This window comes from Streptomyces litchfieldiae, assembly GCF_031845365.1.
Lineage (GTDB): Bacteria > Actinomycetota > Actinomycetes > Streptomycetales > Streptomycetaceae > Streptomyces > Streptomyces litchfieldiae.
In genome coordinates, this window is sequence record NZ_JAVREL010000001.1 from 76,139 (window position 1) to 92,126 (window position 15,988).

Below are 15,988 nucleotides of genomic sequence, written 5' to 3' on the forward strand. Positions count from 1 at the left end.
ATCGGGGAGGGCGGGAAGGTCGCTGTGCGGAGCGATGCCGGTCGGCGGCGGCCCGGACGCGTGCCCCACCGCGGACCGCCTCGCGGCCTTCGGCGGCGTCGCCCCCGCCCCTCGCGACTCCGGCAGGACCCGCGGCAACTTCCACCGCCCGCAGCGGTATCACCGGCGCCTGCGGCGCGCCTTCTCCACCTCCGCGCCGGTCAGCACCTGGACCGGTCCGAGCTGCGAGCGGTTCCACCAACACGAGAGATCCGAAGGGAAGCGGCACACCCAGGCTGTGATCGCACTCGCCCGCCGCAGGGCGAACGTCTCGCGGGCCCTGGTCCATGACCGACGGTGCCACCCACCCGCACCACCTGTGATCAGCACGGCTTGACAACGTCATGCGGAAGCCCCCTGGAGCTGCGGGACGGACGCGGAGGGCGCCAGCGGCGGGGGCGGACTCAAAACGGCCGGCAACAGGCCCGTCAGCACAGCCAGCAGCGGCAGCGGCGAGACCTCAGGCCAGGCCAGCGGGGTCAGCGACGGATAGAGGTCGGCCGGGTCCACCCGGGTGGACAGGTACATCAGCGCGGCGGCGGCCAGGCCCGAGGCGGCGGTGAGGAGTTCACCGGCCCGCCAGCGGTCCGGGCGGTAGCCGCTGCGCCGCACCCGCCGCCCCCCGAGCGCGAATCCCGCGACACCGGCGGCGACGCCGGTCAGCAGCAGCGGCAGTCCCAGGTAGCGGGGGGCGGAGGAGTCCAGCAGCCCGTAGAGCCCGGCCGCGATGCCCAGCAGCCCGCCGAGCACCAGGATTCCGACCGCGAGCCGGGCCTTGCCCGCAACGGTTCCGGTGCGGCCGTAGCCCCGCGAGGCCATCGCCGCGGCCAGCGCCAGCGAGCGGTTGAGCGCGTCCTCCAGCACCGGGATGACGATGCCGCGCAGCGCCCCGCGTCCCTTCTCCCGCGCGCCGCGCAGCCGCCGCGCGCGGCGCACCCGGTGCACGCTCTCCACCAGTTGCGGGGCCACCGTCAGCGCGACCACCACCGAGGTGCCCACCTCGTACAGGGCGCCGGGCATCGCCTTGAGCATCCGCTTCGGGTTGGCCAGGGCGTTGGCCGCGCCCACGCAGACCACCATGGCCGCCAGTTGCAGACCGGCGTAGAACCCGCCGAGCACCTCCTCCGCCGCGACCGGACCCAGCAGCCGGATCCCGGCCGCCGCCTCGGGCAGCGGGATCTCCGGCAGCGTGACCAGAACCGTCTCCCCGCCCCCGCCGCCGAAGACCACCCGGAAGACCACCCGCATCACCACGATCACCGCGCCGAAGAGCAGATACATCCGGAACGACAGCGCCCACGGCGCGTCCGTGCGCCGCCGCACCACGACCAGCCCGGCCACGGCCAGGACGAGCGCGAGCAGCACCGGGTTGGTCGTCCGGCTCGCCGCCGCCGCCAGGCCCAGCGCCCACAACCACCAGGCCCCCGGATGCAGCGCGCGCGGCAACGGCCGGGTCGCCGCCCTGAGGACAGCCGTCATCCGGCACCGTCCGCGCCCGCGCCGTCCGCAGCGGCGCGCCGGCGGCGCCAGGCGGCCAGGGCGCCGCCCACCGCCAGCGCGGCCGCGAGGCCGACCGCGGCCAGGGTGGACAGCGGCGGCCCGCCGCCATCCCCGTCGGCGGCCCGCTGCTGTTCGAACTCCTCGTCCTCACCGCTCCATTCGGCAGCCTCGGTGGGCGTCGGGCCTGCCCCCTCGTCGTCGGTGGGCGAAGGGCTTTCCGTCCCCTCCCCGGCCGGGTCCGTCTCCGCGTCGCCGGGCTCCCGGGGTGTCTGTTCGTCGCCCGGTTCGCGCTCCCCGGGGCCGGGCTCCTCCGGCCGGCCGCCGTCGGTGGGCGGGCCGCCCGGCTGGAGGTCCGCGCCGCCGCCCGGCCCGTCGGCGCCACTACCGTCACCGGAGGTGCCGCCGACCGCGCCCCCGCCGCCGCTGCTCCCGCCGTCGTCGCCGCCACCACCGCCGTTCCCGCCGGCGCCGCTACCGTCGCCGTCACCCGAGCCTCCGCCCGAGGTGTCGTCCCCGGAGGCCGGGCGGACCGGGGGCACACCAGGGGGCGGAGCCTGCTCCTCCCCCTGATCCAGGGAGAACGACCAGCCCTCGAACGTCCCCTCGTCCGGCGTGCGGTAGGTGGCGCCGCGCTGGCTGTAGGTCCACTCCCCGCCGTTCTCCGCGTGCCAGTACGACCAGTACGCCGACGCCGGCGGGGTGTCCACACACGGCTCGCGATCCGCCCCCGGACGGCCGTTGATCCGGCAGACGAACGCGTCACCCCACCGATTCGTCCCCGCCACCTCGAACCCCGCGCCCCGCAGCGCCGCCAGCCCGTCCGCCGGCGCGCCCGGCGCGCAGCGCACCACCCGTCCCCCGCCCAGTTCACCGAAGTCGACCACGACCGTCACCCCGGAGGCGTCGGGACAGAAGCCGGGCGCCCCGGCCATCGGCCGGGCGGCCTGGGCAGTGGCCTGAGGCAGCAACGCGTGCAGCAGACCCAGCAGTGCGGCGATGGCGGCGGCCCGTATCGCGGCGGTGCGGGGACCTTTGGCGCGGGGCATCGCGAGCCTTTCCGTGCGGCAGGCGAACCCCATGCGCCATCCATGGACACCGGAAAATCCCTGGCGCGCATTCGGTGAACGAAGCGAGCGGCAGGGGCCGACGGGCCGGAGGGCCGAGGGCTCCACGCTGCGAACCGTGACAGTGAGAAGCAGTTCACGCGTCACGCCGAGCATTCCGACTCGTGCCCCACCGGGACACACACGGTTGCAGGTCAGCGCCGGACTCTCACCGGCTTCCCTCGCACGCACGCGCATTCAGTTGTCTTCCGCCGGCCCCGGCGGCGCACAGCCACCCGGCCCGGCGTCAGAAACTCTACGCCGCTCCCGCACACATGACCAGGCTCTGTGAAGAACCATCAACGGGCCACTCGCCGCGATGCCACCACTCACGGGCGCCCGAGCGGCGGCACCCTCCCGACGGCCGGGCGGCCAGCGGGCCCGGACACCGCACGGGGCGGCGGAAACGCGGCCGCCGGCGGAAAGCCGCACGCGGCCGGCACCCGCGCCGCGCGGCCCGGAGAAGCGCGCGAGACCAGGGCTGTGAGCGCCATGAAGAACGTGCGGGGATGTGATGCGGATCCGGCGGCGGGCCGCGCCCGGCGCCCGGCACCTGCCGTACGGTCGACTCGGTAGCGAGGGCAGCCAGACTCCCGCACTCCTCCGGACCGGTTCCGCCCGCCCCACACCCCCCGGGGCGTGCGGCCGTCCGGTCCAGCGACGACACACTGCCCCGGGGAGTCGTTCCGCCGGGGCAGTCGCCGTTCAGTCCCGGCCCGCGCGCTCCCCGCGGCCCGCCCCGCCCACGATCGCCGCCGCCTCGTGCATGGCCAGTTCCAGCACGGCGGGATCGGTGAGCACCCCCGAGCCGTCCGGCGGCACCAGCCAGCGGACGCCGTGCGCCGTGCGCGTGGGATGCGGGACGACTATCCAACTGCCGCGCCCCGCGGCGCGCACCCCGGTGCCCAGCCAGCGGCCGGCCGTGCCGGGCGGCACGAAGAAGCCGATCCGGACCATCCCGTGGTCCGCCAGCACCGGACCCGGGCGGTCGAGGACGTGGATGAGCACGTCGAAGGTGGGGTAGCCGAGCGGGCCCGGCAGGATGAGCACATCCCACAGGCGGCCGGCCGGCAGCAGCGCCACCCCCATGGGATGGCGCTCCCACTCCCACCGGCAGGCGGCCGGTTCGGGCGCCGCCGCCGCCAGCCACGCCATGGCCGTTCTCGTCCGATCACTGCCGCACATCGCGCGCCCTCCTCGTGCCCCCCGGCCCGCGGACCGGGCCGGCGGGGTCAGGAGGAGGGACGGGGGGCCGGGAGAATCATTACGCCACTTCGCGGGATTTCTCTCCCACGCGCCGGGGGCGGCAAGAAGCCCGCGGGGGGCGGCCGGCGCGGCGTTCAGGCCTCGACCCCGCCGGAGCCGCCCGTGTCACCCGAGCCGTCGTCCGGATCGCCGCCCGAGCCGCCGCCGGGCAGGTCGAGGTCCCAGAACGCGAACTCGTACTCGTCGCCCGGCGCGAAGTCCACGGAGACGACCGCGGTCTCGGGCGTGGGCAGTTCGACGCGGTAGTCGACCTCCGCGCTGGCCCCGGACGCCAGCGTGGCGGGCCAGTCGGCGCCGCGCCACAACTGCCCCTCACCGAGCCGGTCCTCGTTCACGAAGGCGTCGAACTCGGCGCCGTCCAGGTCGGCCTCGCCGCCGCCCTCGTTGGCGATCCGGACCGTGATGGTCACCGTGCCGTCGGCGGCGTCCCGTTCCGGCGCGGCCAGCGAGACCACCAGGCCGTCCTCGAAGACCACCTCGTCCCCGGCCCCGGCCAGATGCGCCGAGCCCGCCTCCGACTCCACCACGATCGGGTCGGTCACCCAGATCACGAACAGGACGGTGAGCACCGCGGAGACGGCCGCCGCCCCGGCCCCCGTCCACACCCCGCCCAGGGCGACACCCCGGTTGGTCGCCGTGCCCCGCCTGGCGCGGCCGGTCCCGATCAACCCCAGGATCACCGCGAGCACGCCGAGGACCAGCCCGAGCACGCTGAACACGAACGTCCAGCACAGCGTGGCCGCGATCACCCCGAGCACCAGCGCGGCGGTGCCCGTCGCGTTCCGCGGGCCGGCGTACGGCGGCGGCCAGCCGCCCGGCGCGCCGGGGTGACCGCCCCAGCCGCCGGGCGCCGGCGGCGGAAGGGGCCGCTGGGGCGACACCGCCGCGAACCCGCCGGGCGGCGGCAGCGCCGTGGCCGCCGACTGGGGACCGGCGGCCGGCGCGGGCGGGAACGGCGGCGGAGTACCGCCGTGCGGGGGCCCGGGCCGGGGCTGCCCCGGGGCGAGTCCCGGGGGAAGGTTCGGCTGCCGGTCAGCGCTCACAGGACCTCCACAATCGTTGGCCCATACCCTACGGCCAGCAGCGGAGCCCGGATGCCGCCTGCCTACGATGAAGGGGCACCGACTGCCTCCGGAGGGTCCGTTGACCGATCTGACCGCCTTCATCGCCGGTCTGCCCAAGGCCGAGCTGCACGTCCACCACGTCGGCTCGGCCTCGCCCCGCATCGTCGCCGAGCTGGCCGCCCGGCACCCGGACTCCCCGGTGCCCAAGGACCTCGACGCGCTGGCCGACTTCTTCACCTTCCGGGACTTCGCGCACTTCATCGACGTCTACATCTCGGTCGTCGGCCTGATCCGGGACGCCGAGGACGTCCGGCTGCTGACCTACGAGGTGGCCCGGGACATGGCCCGGCAGAACGTCCGCTACGCCGAACTCACCGTCACCCCGCACTCGTCGGTGACCCGCGGGATCCCCGACGTCGCGTTCATGGAGGCCATCGAGGACGCGCGCACCGGCGCCGAGCGCGACCTGGGCGTCGTGCTGCGCTGGTGCTTCGACATCCCGGGCGAGCTGGGGCTGCCGGCCGCCGAGGAGACCACCCGGCTGGCCTGCGACCTGCGGCCCGAGGGCCTGGTCTCGTTCGGCCTGGGCGGGCCGGAGATCGGCTGGCCCCGCCCCCAGTTCAAGCCCTACTTCGACCGCGCCATCGCCGAGGGCCTGCACAGCGTCCCGCACGCCGGCGAGACCACCGGACCCGAGACCGTCTGGGACGCGCTGCGCGAGCTGCGCGCCGAGCGCATCGGGCACGGCACCAGCGCGGCCCGGGACCCGGAGCTGCTGGCGTATCTGGCCGAGCACCGCGTCCCGTTGGAGGTCTGTCCCACCTCGAACGTCGCCACCAGGGCCGTGCCGTCGCTGGAGGAGCACCCGCTGCGGCAGATGGTGGACGCGGGCGTGCTGGTGACGATCAACAGCGACGACCCGCCCATGTTCAGCACGGACCTCAACACCGAATACGCCGTCGCCGCGCGGCTGCTGGACCTGGACGCGGCCGGCGTCGCGGCGCTGGCGAAGAACGCGGTCACGGCCTCGTTCATGGACGCGCCCGGCAAGGCCCGGCTGTCCGCCGAGATCGACGCGTACCTGGCCGCGTGGCCCGGGTGACCGCGGTCGCCCACCGGGGCGACCCCTACCGGGCGCGCGAGAACACCCTGGCCTCCTTCCGCTCCGCCATCGCCGCGGGCGCCGACGCCATCGAGCTCGACGTCCGCACCACGGCGGACGGGGTGCCGGTGGTGCTGCACGACCGCACGCTCAAGCGGCTCTGGGGGCGGGACGTGCCGGTGGCCGCGCTGACGGCGGCCGAGGTCGCCGAGGCGACGGGCGGCGGCGTGCCGACGCTCGCCGAGGCGCTGGCCGTCACCGCCCCGGTGCGCACCCTGATCGACCTGCCGGAGCGCTCGCCCGCGCTCGCGGGCGCCGCGCTCGCCGTCGTCCGGGAGACCGGCGCCGGCGCGCGCGTCTACTACTGCGGCGACGTGGGCGCGCTGCGCGCCGTCCGCGCCGCCGACCCCGGCGCGGAGATCGCCCTCACCTGGAAACGGACCGCCCGGCCGCGCGACACCCTGCTCGCCGAGCTGCGCCCCCGCTGGCTCAACTACCGCTTCGGGCTGATCACTTCGGCCACCATCGAGCAGGCGGCGGCGCGGGGCTGCGCGGTCGCCGCGTGGACCGTGGACAGCCCGCGCATCATGCGCCGGCTGATCGGCCTGGGCGTGACCGCGATCACCAGCAACCGGGTGGCCACGCTGCGCCGGGTGCTGCGCCGCGCCGGGGCCGGCTGAGCACGGCCCCGGCGCGGCTCCGCGCGGTCAGAGCGCGGTCATCACGTGCTTGACGCGGGTGTAGTCCTCCAGGCCGTAGGCCGAGAGGTCCTTGCCGTAGCCGGACTTCTTGAAGCCGCCGTGCGGCATCTCGCCAACGAGGGGGATGTGCGTGTTGATCCACACGCAGCCGAAGTCCAGCGCCTTGGACATCCGCATCGCGCGGGCGTGGTCGCGGGTCCAGACCGAGGAGGCCAGGCCGTACTCCACGCCGTTGGCGAAGGCCACCGCCTGCGTCTCGTCGGTGAACTTCTGCACGGTGATCACCGGCCCGAACACCTCCTGCTGGACGATCTCGTCGTCCTGCCGGCAGCCGGTCACCAGGGTCGGGGCGTAGAAGTATCCCTTCTCGCCGACCCGGTGGCCGCCGGTGACGACGGTGGCGTGCTCGGGGAGGCGGTCGATGAAGCCGGCGACCTTGGCCAGGTGGGTGGGGTTGTTCAGCGGGCCGTAGAAGCAGTCCGGGTCGGCGACGTCCCCGGTCACGACCTCCTCGGCGGCCTTGGTGAGCGCGGTGACGAAGTCGTCGTGGACGGACTCGTGCACCAGCACGCGGGTGGCCGCGGTGCAGTCCTGGCCGGCGTTGAAGAAGCCGGCGTCCCGGATGCCCTCGACGGCCGCCGCGAGGTCGGCGTCCTCGAAGACCACACAGGGCGCCTTGCCGCCCAGCTCCAGATGGACCCGCTTGAGGTCCTTGGCGGCGCCGGCGGCCACCTCCATGCCGGCGCGCACCGAGCCGGTGATGGAGGCCATGGCCGGGGTCGGGTGCTCGACCATGAGCCGGCCGGTGTCCCGGTCGCCGCAGATGACGTTGAAGACGCCGGCGGGCAGGATCTCGCCCAGCAGCGCGGCGGCGAAGACGGTGGAGGCGGGCGTGGTGTCGGAGGGCTTGAGCACCACGGTGTTGCCCGCGGCCAGGGCCGGGGCGAACTTCCACACGGCCATCATGATCGGGTAGTTCCACGGGGTCACCTGGGCGCAGACCCCCACCGGCTCGCGCCGCACGAACGAGGTCATCCCCGTCATGTACTCCCCGGCGGACTTGCCCTCCAGCATGCGGGCGGCCCCGGCGAAGAACCGGATCTGCTCCAGCATCGGGGGCAGCTCCTCCTGCCGGGTGAGCTCCAGCGGCTTGCCGGTGTTCTCGCACTCGACGGCCAGCAGCTCGTCCGCGTGCTTCTCGAAGGCGTCCGCGATCTTCAGCAGCGCGAGCTGCCGGGCCGCCGGGGTGGCGTCCCGCCAGGCGGGGAACGCGGCCTCGGCGGCGGCCATCGCCGCGTCCACGTCCGCGGCGCCGGAGAGCGGCGCCGTCGCGTAGGGCGTGCCGGTGGTGGGATCCACCACGTCCATGGTCCGCCCGTCCACCGCGTCGCGGAACTCCCCGTTGATGTAGTTGCGCAAACGGCGTGGCTCGATGGTCACCGCACCCTCCTGTCTCCCGGTCCTGTAGGGGCCTCGGACCCGCCCCCGGCTATGCAGCCTATGCCCCCACCCCGGTCACACGACACTGCCACGGACCACAGATCCGTCGATCATCGGGGCATCGCCACGGAAAAACACCGCTGATTCACCCGGGACAAGGGATTTCTTCCGCGACTGGCTCGGCGGCTGTCCACCGTCCGGAGGATTCTTCGGACTACTCGACGAGTCGCCGGGGAGCGGCCCGAGGCGTTGTGTCAGCGTGCCGGAGTGGCAGTGACCGTTCCCCGGCCGCGCGCCACCCGGCCGGGGGAGCCAAACGACATGAGCGGAGGTGCCGGGCACCATGGCCCCACCCGACAACGAAGTGCTCTGGGCGCGCGACGTGCACTACGCGCACGGCCGCTCGCCCGCCCTGCTCGGCGTCTCCCTCGGCGTCCGGCAGGGCGAGATCCTCGCCGTCACCGGCCCCCGCGGCAGCGGGAAGACCACCCTGCTGAACTGCCTGTCCGGCCAGTTGGTGCCGGACAGCGGCGAGGTGTGGTTCAACAGCATGCCGGTCCACACCCTCACCCCCACCTCCCGCGAACGGCTGCGCCGGGACCGGTTCGGCTGGATCGGCGACAGCCCGCAGTTGGTGCCCGAGCTGACCGCCTGGGAGAACGCCGCGCTGCCGCTGCTGCTGGCGGGCACCGGGCACCGCAGGGCGCGGCGCACCGCGATGGAGTGGCTGGACCGGCTCGACGTCCTCGAATGCGCCCGCAAGCGCCCGGCCGCGCTGCTCCAGGCGCACCGGCAGCGGATCGCCATCGCCCGGGCGCTGGTGCACCAGCCCGATGTGCTGTTCGCCGACGAGCCCACCGCGCCGCTGCACCGGGCCGACCGGGCGCAGGTGCTGCGTACCCTGACCACCGCCGGCCGCTCGCACAGCATCACCGTCGTGCTCGCCACGCACGACGCGGAGGTGTCCACGCTGGCCGACCGCACCCTCACCATCGTCGACGGCCGCGAGTCGGACCCGTCGAACGCGGCCGCATGCTCGCTCTCCGCCTAGCCCGCGGCTCCGCCCCGCTGGCGCTGTGCCGCCGGCTGTTGCTCGCCTGCGCGGCGGCGGGCGTCGGATTCCTGCTGCTCGCCGCGCTCGCCCACGCCACCGCGCACCCCGGCGGCGGCCGGGACTCCGTGCTGCGGCTGGCCTGGTGCCTGGTGCCGCTGGCCGCCACCGTGCAACTGGCCGTGGCGGTGGCCCGCGCCGATCCCGCCGCCCGGCCCCGGTCCGGCCTGGATGTGGCCGGCATGGGACCGGCGCGGATGCCGGTGCTGGCCGCCGCGTCCACCGCGGTGGCCGGGCTGCTGGGCAGCGTGCTGGCGCTGGCGGTGTTCCTGCACCTGCGCGGCGACATCGCCGGCCTGCCCTTCGACGGGGCGGCGGCCGCGGCCCTCGCCGGGGACCGGCCGCTGCCGGTGGGCGCCGCGCTGACCCTGCTGACGGTCGTGCCGGCCACCGCCGCCGTGGCCAGCGCGCTGGCCCTGCGCCGCCCGCCGCCCCGGCCGCGGCCCGAGCCGGCGCCCCCGCCGCCGGACGACCCGGCCGAGCCCGCCCGCGCGCAGCCGCCCGTGCCGCCGCCCGCCGGGCTGCCGTGGGGCACCGCGATGACCACCGGCGGCATCGCGCTGTGCGCCTACGCCGGGAACGGCACCGCCGCCGCGCCCACCGAGGGCTGGCTGCCGGTGGCCGGCACGCTGGCCGGGGTGGCGCCCGGGGTGGTCGGCGGCTGGCTGCTGATCGCGGCCGGGATCGTGCTGGCCGCGCCCGGCCTCGTGCACCTGTGCGGCCGGCTGCTGTGCGGCGGCCGGCCGGGGGTGCTGCGGCTGCTGGCCGGGCGCGCGCTCCAGGAGGAGGCGCGGCGCCTGGGCTGCCCGCTGGGCGCGCTGTGCGCGGCGGCGGCGGCCCTGCTGGCCGCCCTGGAGCTGGACGGGCTGCGGGAGTTCGGGCCGCTGGGTGCGCTGGGCGCCGCGGTGGTGGTGGTCTGCGCCGCGGGCACCGTGGCGACCGTGGCCGACGAGGCGCGCGCCCACCGCCGGTCGGCCACCGCGGCCCTGCTGCGCCTGGGCGCCCCGCGCGGGCTGCTGCGCACCGCGGCGCTGCTGCGGGCCGGGACGCTGGTGGCCGTGCTGCTGCCGGTCACGGTGCTGGCCGCGCACCTGATCGCGCTCCCCGCGGGCCGCTGAGGCGCGGCGCGCGGGGAGCGGTCCCGGCCGAGGCGGGTCAGCGCGGCGCGTGAAGGGCGGGGAAGTCCGCCTCGGCGATGTCGCCGCGCCGCACCCGGACCGTGGTGAGCGGCACGCCCGCCACGCCGTCCGGCAGGTCGACCCGGGCCAGATAGCGACCGGGCGGCACGTGCGCGAAGCCGAACCAGCCCGAGCCGTCGGCGCGTTGAGTGTGCCGCTCGCCGCCGGGCCACAGCGGGATCAGCGTGACCTCGGCGCCGTCCAGCGGGGTGCCGTCGCGCAGCGCCAGCTCGCCGGTGACGTGCCCGTCCGAGGGTGCGGACTTCCACACCATGTCCGGCACGGCCGCCTCCTCGGCGAACGGCGCGTCCGGGCCGGTCGTCAACGCCTCGGCCAGCCGCTGCCGTTCGGCCTCCCGGCCGTTCGTGGCGACGTCCATGCTGGGGTTCGCGTAGGAGTAACCGCTCCAGCCCGCCGCCGTGTTGCCCGCCGCGGTGGGAGTGAGCGCGAGATTGGCCTGGGCGACGCTGTCGGCCACCGAGTTGAGATAGAGCGCGGGCCCGTTGACCGCCTGCCGCTCGCCCTGGGCGTCGGCCAGGAACTCGGACCACTCGGCGAACATCCGCGCCTGGTCGGGGTTCCAGTTCCGCTTGTAGTTCATGGTCACGACCGTGTCCATGATCCCCTCGTCCAGCCAGCCCGCCCAGTCCTGGAGCACCTCGGCGTAGGTGCGGGTGGACTCCCAGCCACCGACCGACTGGGGGCCGAAGCCGTAGGTGATGGCGTCCATGGACAGCCGCGCGCCGGGGTCCTCCTCCCAGATGCCCAGGTAGACGCGGCGCACCAGGTTCGTCACCTGGTCGCGGCGCCAGTCGCTCCACTGCGGGTCGGCCGGCGCGGGTATGTCGGTGCGGCCGGTGGCCCGCTGGAACCGGGCCAGGGAGACGTCGTTGTAGCCCCAGTCGCTGTGGGTGGTCTGCGCGCTGCCGTCCGGGTAACGGATGTAGTCGAGGTTGATGCCGTCGACGTCGTACTCGGCGACAATGCTGCGGATGGCCGACACGATGTACTCGACGGCGTCCGGGTGACCGGGGTCCACATAGGCGTTGGCGCCGACGAGTTCGGTGCCGTCGGCCTTCTTGTTCAGCCAGCGGCCAGCGCCCTGGGCGGTGGGGCCGTGCTGGTTGAAGACGTGGTCAGGGGAGCGCGGCGGAGTGGTGCTGTTCCACATGGTGTTGACGTTGACCCAGGCGTGCACCTCGAGCCCGGCCGCGTGTGCCTGGGCGATGACCTCGTCCAGCGGGTCGTAGGGGGCCGGGTCGACGGCGGCGTCGGTGCGCGGGTACAGGGCCCGGTTGCAGAAGCAGTCGTAACGGCGGGCCGTCTGCACGATGACGGCGTTGGCGTTCACGGCGAGCGCGTCGTCGATGAGCGTGCTGACCTGATCCGGCGTGTAGATGCCCGCGTTGAAGGCGTCGACCCAGTAACTGCGCCACTGCTCGGGCGGGTTGTCCTCGGCCTGCGCGGGAGCGGCGGCGGCGAGGCTGCCACACAGCAGGGCGAGACAGGCGAGCAGGGTGGGCAGGATCCGTCTCATACGGGCCCCTTTCGGGGGGAGTTGGTGGCTGCGGCCGACAATTTACTTCGCCACGGCCACCCCGCCTAGACGGAAACTTTCATCTTTTTCCGGGGAGTTGGGCAGTCAGGAGGGGTCGACCGGCAGTGCCACGACCTCCGCCGCGTCGAAGCGGACGCGCACCGTCGCACCCTCCGCGGGGGCGTCGCGCAGCGGGCAGGCGGCCTCCAGCAGCGGGCCGCGTTCCGGCGCCAGGTGCAGCAGCACGTGGTCCCCGCGGAACGTCCGCGCCCGCACCGTGGCGGACAGCCCGTCGTCGGCCGTCCGGAGGCCCGAGGGCCGGACCAGCAGCAGGCAGTGGCCGGGCGCGGTGCCCTCCGGGACCGGGACGGTGCCCCACGGCGTGTCCGCCGCCGCGCCGCCGGAACGGACCGTGGCCTCGGCCAGGTTGCGGAAGCCGAGGAAGCGGGCGACGAACGCGTCGGCCGGCCGCCGCCACACCTCGACCGGGGTGCCCGTCTGGGCGACCCGGCCCGCGCGCATCACCACCACGCGGTCGGCCAGCGCGAACGCCTCGCCCTGGTCGTGGGTGACGGCGAGCACGGTGGTGCCCAGCGTCCGGAACAACTGCCGCAGCTCCACCACCAGCCGCTCCCGCAGATCGCGGTCCAACTGCCCGAACGGCTCGTCCAGCATCAGCAGCCGGGGCCGGGGCGCCAGCGCCCGGGCCAGCGCGACGCGTTGCTGCTCGCCGCCGGACAGGGCCGCGACGGAGCGCCGCTCGGCGCCCGGCAGCCCGACGAGTTCGAGCAGTTCGGCCACGCGCCGCGCGGCCTCGTCCCTCGGCACCCGGCGCATCCGCAGCCCGAACGCGATGTTGCCGCCGACGTCCCGCTGCGGGAACAACTGGTGGTCCTGGAACATCAGCCCAAGCCCGCGCCGGTGCGCCGGCACGCCCGCCTGGTCGCGGCCGGCCAGCCGGACCGCCCCGGTGGATATTCCGGTCAGGCCCGCGACCGCGCGCAGCAGCGTGGACTTGCCGCTGCCGCTGGGGCCGAGCACGCAGACGGTCTCGTGCTCGGCGACCGCGAGGTCCACCGCGTCCAGCGCGGTGCGCGGCCCATAGGCCACGCTCACCTTGTCCAGTTCCAGCAGGGACATCACGCCACCAGCTCACTCGTGCGGGCCGGGCGGACGCTCTCCAGCAACAGCAGGGTGAGCGCGCACACCAGCATCAGAATCGTGCTCAACGCCATGGCCTGCCCGTAGTTGAGCTCCCCCGCCCGGCCGAGCAGCCGGGCCACGGCGACCGGCAGCGTCGGGCTGTCGGCGCGCGCGATGAACACCGTGGCGCCGAACTCCCCCAGCGAGACGGCGAACGCGAAGCCCGCCGCGACCAGCGCCGCCCGCCGCACCAGCGGCAGGTCGACCTCGCGCCAGGCCCGCCACGGCGAGGCGCCGAGCACGGCCGCGGCCTGCCGCAGCCGGTCGTCGACGGCGCGCAGCACGGGCAGCATCACGCGCACCACGAACGGCACGCCGACCAGCGCCTGGGCCAGCGGCACCAGGATCCAGGAGGCGCGCAGATCCAGCGGCGGCTCGTCGAGCGCGATCAGGAAGCCGAAGCCGACCGTCACGGCGGAGGTGCCCAGCGGCAGCATCAGCAACGCGTCGAACCCGCGCGTGAACCGGCCCGCGCGCCGGGTGAGCGCCGCCGCGGCGAGGCCGCCCACGGCCAGCGCGATCAGCGTGGCCACGGCGGCGTACGCGAGGGAGTTGCCGACGGCCTCCCAGGGCGCGACGAGGAACGTGCCGCCGTCGGCCGAGGCCAGCGCGCGGTAGTGGGCGAGGCCGTATCCGTCGGGTCCGGACAGGGACCGTTCGACCAGGACGGCGAGCGGCAGCAGGAGCAGCAGGGCGATCACCGCCAGCGTGCCGCCGAGCAGCGCCCACTGCCCCCCGCCGCGCGGCCGGTGGGCGGTGTCACCGGGGTCCACCAGAGCCAGCGCGGACTCCCGGCGCCGCACGATCCCGGCGTGCGCCGCCAACAGGGCTGCCACCGCGGCGAATTGGAGCAGCGTAAGCACGGCCGCGGTCGGCAGGTCGAGCAGTTGCGCGGTCTGCCGGTATATCTCCACCTCCAGCGTGGCGTACCGGGGGCCGCCCAGGATCTGGACGGCGCCGAAGGAGGTGAAGGTGAACAGGAAGACCATCAGCGAGGCGGCGGCCACCGAGGGCGCCAGCGCGGGCAGCGTCACCCGCCGCCAGGCGGCGAACCGGCCCGCGCCCAGCACGCGGGCGGCCTCCTCCTGCCGGGGGTCGAGCTGCGCCCACAGCCCGCCGACCGTCCGCACGACGACGGCGTAGTTGAAGAAGACGTGTGCCAGCAGGATCGCCCAGACACTGGTGTCCAGGCGCACGCCCCACAGCTCGTCCAGCAGCCCGCCCCGCCCGACCAGCGCGAGGAACGCCGCGCCGGTCACCACGGTCGGCAGCACGAACGGCACCGTGATGACGGCGTGCAGCAGCCGTTTGCCGGGGAAGCTGAGCCGGGCGAAGACATAGGCGCCGGGCAGTGCGACGGCCAGCGTCAGCCCGGTGGAGGCGGCGGCCTGCCACACGGTGAACCACAGCACCTGGGCGACGTCCGGATCGGTCAGCACCTCGCCGGCCCGGCCGGGCTGCCAGACCCCGTCCGGGCGCAGCCCGCGCCCGGTGATGGCCGCCACCGGATAGGCGAAGAACAGCGCGAAGAACGCCAGCGGCACCGCCAGGAGCGCGAGCCGGCCGAGAGCGGCGCGGCTCATCTGACGACCAGCGAGGTCCAGTCGTCGATCCACTGCTCCCGCGAGGCCGCGATCAGCTCGGGATCCATCGTCAACGGCTCCTCGATGACCTCCCCGTAACGGGTGAATTCCTCGGGGAGTTCGACGTCGTCGCGCACCGGGTTGACGAACATCTGGAGGGGCATGTCCTCCTGGAACTCCCGGGTCAGCAGGAAGTCGAGCAGCGCCCGGCCGCCCTCGGGGTTGGCCGCGCCCTCCAGCAGCCCGGCGAACTCGATCTGCCGGAAGCACGTTCCGGTGGACACCCCGGTGGGCGCCTGGTCCGGCCGTTCCTCCCCGCCGTAGACGACCCCGGCCGGCGGCGAGGAGGCGTAGGACACCACCAGCGGCCGGTCGCCGTCGCCCGCCCCGGAGAAGCGCTCGTTGTACGCCTGTTCCCAGCCGTCGACGACCTCGACGCCGTTGTCCACCAGCCGCTGCCAGTAGTCCTGCCAGCCGTCCCGGCCGAACTCGGCGACGGTCGCCAGCAGGAAGCCGAGCCCCGGCGAGGAGGTGGCCGCGTTCTCCACGACGAGCAGGTCCCGGTAGGCCGGGTCGGCCAGGTCCTCGAACGTCTCCGGCGGGGCGAGGCCCGCCTCCTCGAAGTACGCCCGGTCGTAGTTGACGCAGATGTCGCCGGTGTCGACGGGGGTCACCCGGTGCTCGGCGGCGTCCAGTTGGTACGCCTCGGGCACCGCGCCCAGGCCCGCCGCCTCGTGCGGGGCGAAGATCCCCTCGTCCAGGGCGCGGGAGAGCAGCGTGTTGTCCACGCCGAAGAGCACATCGCCCTGCGGGTTGTCCTTGGAGAGCACCGCCTGGTTGACCATCACCCCGGCGTCGCCGCCGCGCAGCACGCGCACCGTGTAGCCGGTCTCCTCGGTGAACTGCTCCAGCACCGCGTCGGAGACGGCGAAGGAGTCGTGGGTGACCAGGGTGACTTCGTCGCCGCCGGAGCCGCTGTCGCCGCCACAGGCGGTCAGCAGGCCAAGGCCCAGGAGTCCTATCAGGGTGCGCTTCATCGTGCTGCTTTCGTCACGGGGCACACGCGGGCAGCACGGGAGAGGTGTCCGAACTTCCTACCCAGCATGACCTGGGCGAGGTTCGAGGGTCTGCGGCCGGTGCCGCACTCTCAGCGCTGCGAGC

Annotated in this window: 13 protein-coding genes and 1 pseudogene; 5 read left to right on the plus strand and 9 right to left on the minus strand. The window is 74.9% G+C overall.

Annotation, left to right across the window (positions count from 1 at the left end):
• Positions 1 to 40 precede the first annotated feature (40 nt).
• Positions 41 to 376, plus strand: a pseudogene (locus RM590_RS00325) (transposase); the annotation flags it as partial.
• A 5-nt stretch (positions 377 to 381) separates the two neighbouring features.
• Here the strand turns inward: RM590_RS00325 and RM590_RS00330 are convergent.
• The 4 genes from RM590_RS00330 to RM590_RS00345 all read right to left on the minus strand — a co-directional run bounded on the left by RM590_RS00330 (position 382) and on the right by RM590_RS00345 (position 4,951).
• Positions 382 to 1,518, minus strand: coding sequence for a CbiQ family ECF transporter T component (locus RM590_RS00330; RefSeq protein WP_311702215.1), 1,137 nt, complete (start codon positions 1,516 to 1,518; stop codon positions 382 to 384).
• Positions 1,515 to 2,585, minus strand: coding sequence for a hypothetical protein (locus RM590_RS00335; RefSeq protein ID WP_311702216.1), 1,071 nt, complete (start codon positions 2,583 to 2,585; stop codon positions 1,515 to 1,517). Before RM590_RS00335 ends, RM590_RS00330 begins: the two co-directional genes overlap by 4 nt.
• 762 nt (positions 2,586 to 3,347) lie before the next feature.
• Positions 3,348 to 3,827, minus strand: a complete 480-nt coding sequence (locus RM590_RS00340; protein WP_311702217.1) for a hypothetical protein — start codon at positions 3,825 to 3,827, stop codon at positions 3,348 to 3,350.
• 155 nt (positions 3,828 to 3,982) lie between these two features.
• The gene (locus RM590_RS00345) at positions 3,983 to 4,951 is read right to left on the minus strand and encodes a hypothetical protein (RefSeq protein ID WP_311702218.1); all 969 of its coding nucleotides are present in this window, start codon (positions 4,949 to 4,951) and stop codon (positions 3,983 to 3,985) included.
• A gap of 100 nt (positions 4,952 to 5,051) precedes the next feature.
• On the opposite strand from RM590_RS00345, the gene RM590_RS00350 reads away from it, so the two are divergent.
• Positions 5,052 to 6,074 carry an adenosine deaminase gene (locus RM590_RS00350; RefSeq protein ID WP_311702219.1) on the plus strand — a complete coding sequence of 341 codons (1,023 nt, stop codon included), beginning with the start codon at positions 5,052 to 5,054 and terminating at the stop codon, positions 6,072 to 6,074.
• The gene (locus tag RM590_RS00355; protein WP_311702220.1) at positions 6,062 to 6,754 is read left to right on the plus strand and encodes a glycerophosphodiester phosphodiesterase; all 693 of its coding nucleotides are present in this window, start codon (positions 6,062 to 6,064) and stop codon (positions 6,752 to 6,754) included. The genes RM590_RS00350 and RM590_RS00355 overlap by 13 nt, the downstream gene beginning before the upstream one ends.
• A 27-nt stretch (positions 6,755 to 6,781) precedes the next feature.
• Here RM590_RS00355 and RM590_RS00360 read toward each other — a convergent pair whose 3' ends face one another.
• Positions 6,782 to 8,215, minus strand: a complete 1,434-nt coding sequence (locus RM590_RS00360; protein ID WP_311702221.1) for a gamma-aminobutyraldehyde dehydrogenase — start codon at positions 8,213 to 8,215, stop codon at positions 6,782 to 6,784.
• Positions 8,216 to 8,558: 343 nt separating this feature from the next.
• On the opposite strand from RM590_RS00360, the gene RM590_RS00365 reads away from it, so the two are divergent.
• A complete protein-coding gene (locus RM590_RS00365; RefSeq protein WP_311702222.1) occupies positions 8,559 to 9,266 on the plus strand; it encodes an ABC transporter ATP-binding protein in 708 nt (235 codons plus the stop codon).
• Complete coding sequence (locus RM590_RS00370; protein WP_311702223.1) at positions 9,248 to 10,444, plus strand: hypothetical protein; 1,197 nt, start codon at positions 9,248 to 9,250, stop codon at positions 10,442 to 10,444. The genes RM590_RS00365 and RM590_RS00370 overlap by 19 nt, the downstream gene beginning before the upstream one ends.
• Before the next feature lie 37 nt (positions 10,445 to 10,481).
• On the opposite strand, the gene RM590_RS00375 is transcribed toward RM590_RS00370, so the two are convergent.
• The 4 genes from RM590_RS00375 to RM590_RS00390 form a co-directional block, all read right to left on the minus strand.
• On the minus strand, positions 10,482 to 12,041 hold the full coding sequence (locus RM590_RS00375; RefSeq protein ID WP_311702224.1) for a family 10 glycosylhydrolase: 1,560 nt from the start codon (positions 12,039 to 12,041) through the stop codon (positions 10,482 to 10,484).
• A 105-nt stretch (positions 12,042 to 12,146) separates the two neighbouring features.
• Complete coding sequence (locus RM590_RS00380) at positions 12,147 to 13,181, minus strand: ABC transporter ATP-binding protein (RefSeq protein WP_311702225.1); 1,035 nt, start codon at positions 13,179 to 13,181, stop codon at positions 12,147 to 12,149.
• Positions 13,181 to 14,827 carry an ABC transporter permease gene (locus RM590_RS00385; protein WP_311702226.1) on the minus strand — a complete coding sequence of 549 codons (1,647 nt, stop codon included), beginning with the start codon at positions 14,825 to 14,827 and terminating at the stop codon, positions 13,181 to 13,183. Before RM590_RS00385 ends, RM590_RS00380 begins: the two co-directional genes overlap by 1 nt.
• Complete coding sequence (locus RM590_RS00390; RefSeq protein ID WP_311702228.1) at positions 14,824 to 15,864, minus strand: thiamine ABC transporter substrate-binding protein; 1,041 nt, start codon at positions 15,862 to 15,864, stop codon at positions 14,824 to 14,826. The genes RM590_RS00385 and RM590_RS00390 overlap by 4 nt, the downstream gene beginning before the upstream one ends.
• Positions 15,865 to 15,988: the final 124 nt, after the last annotated feature.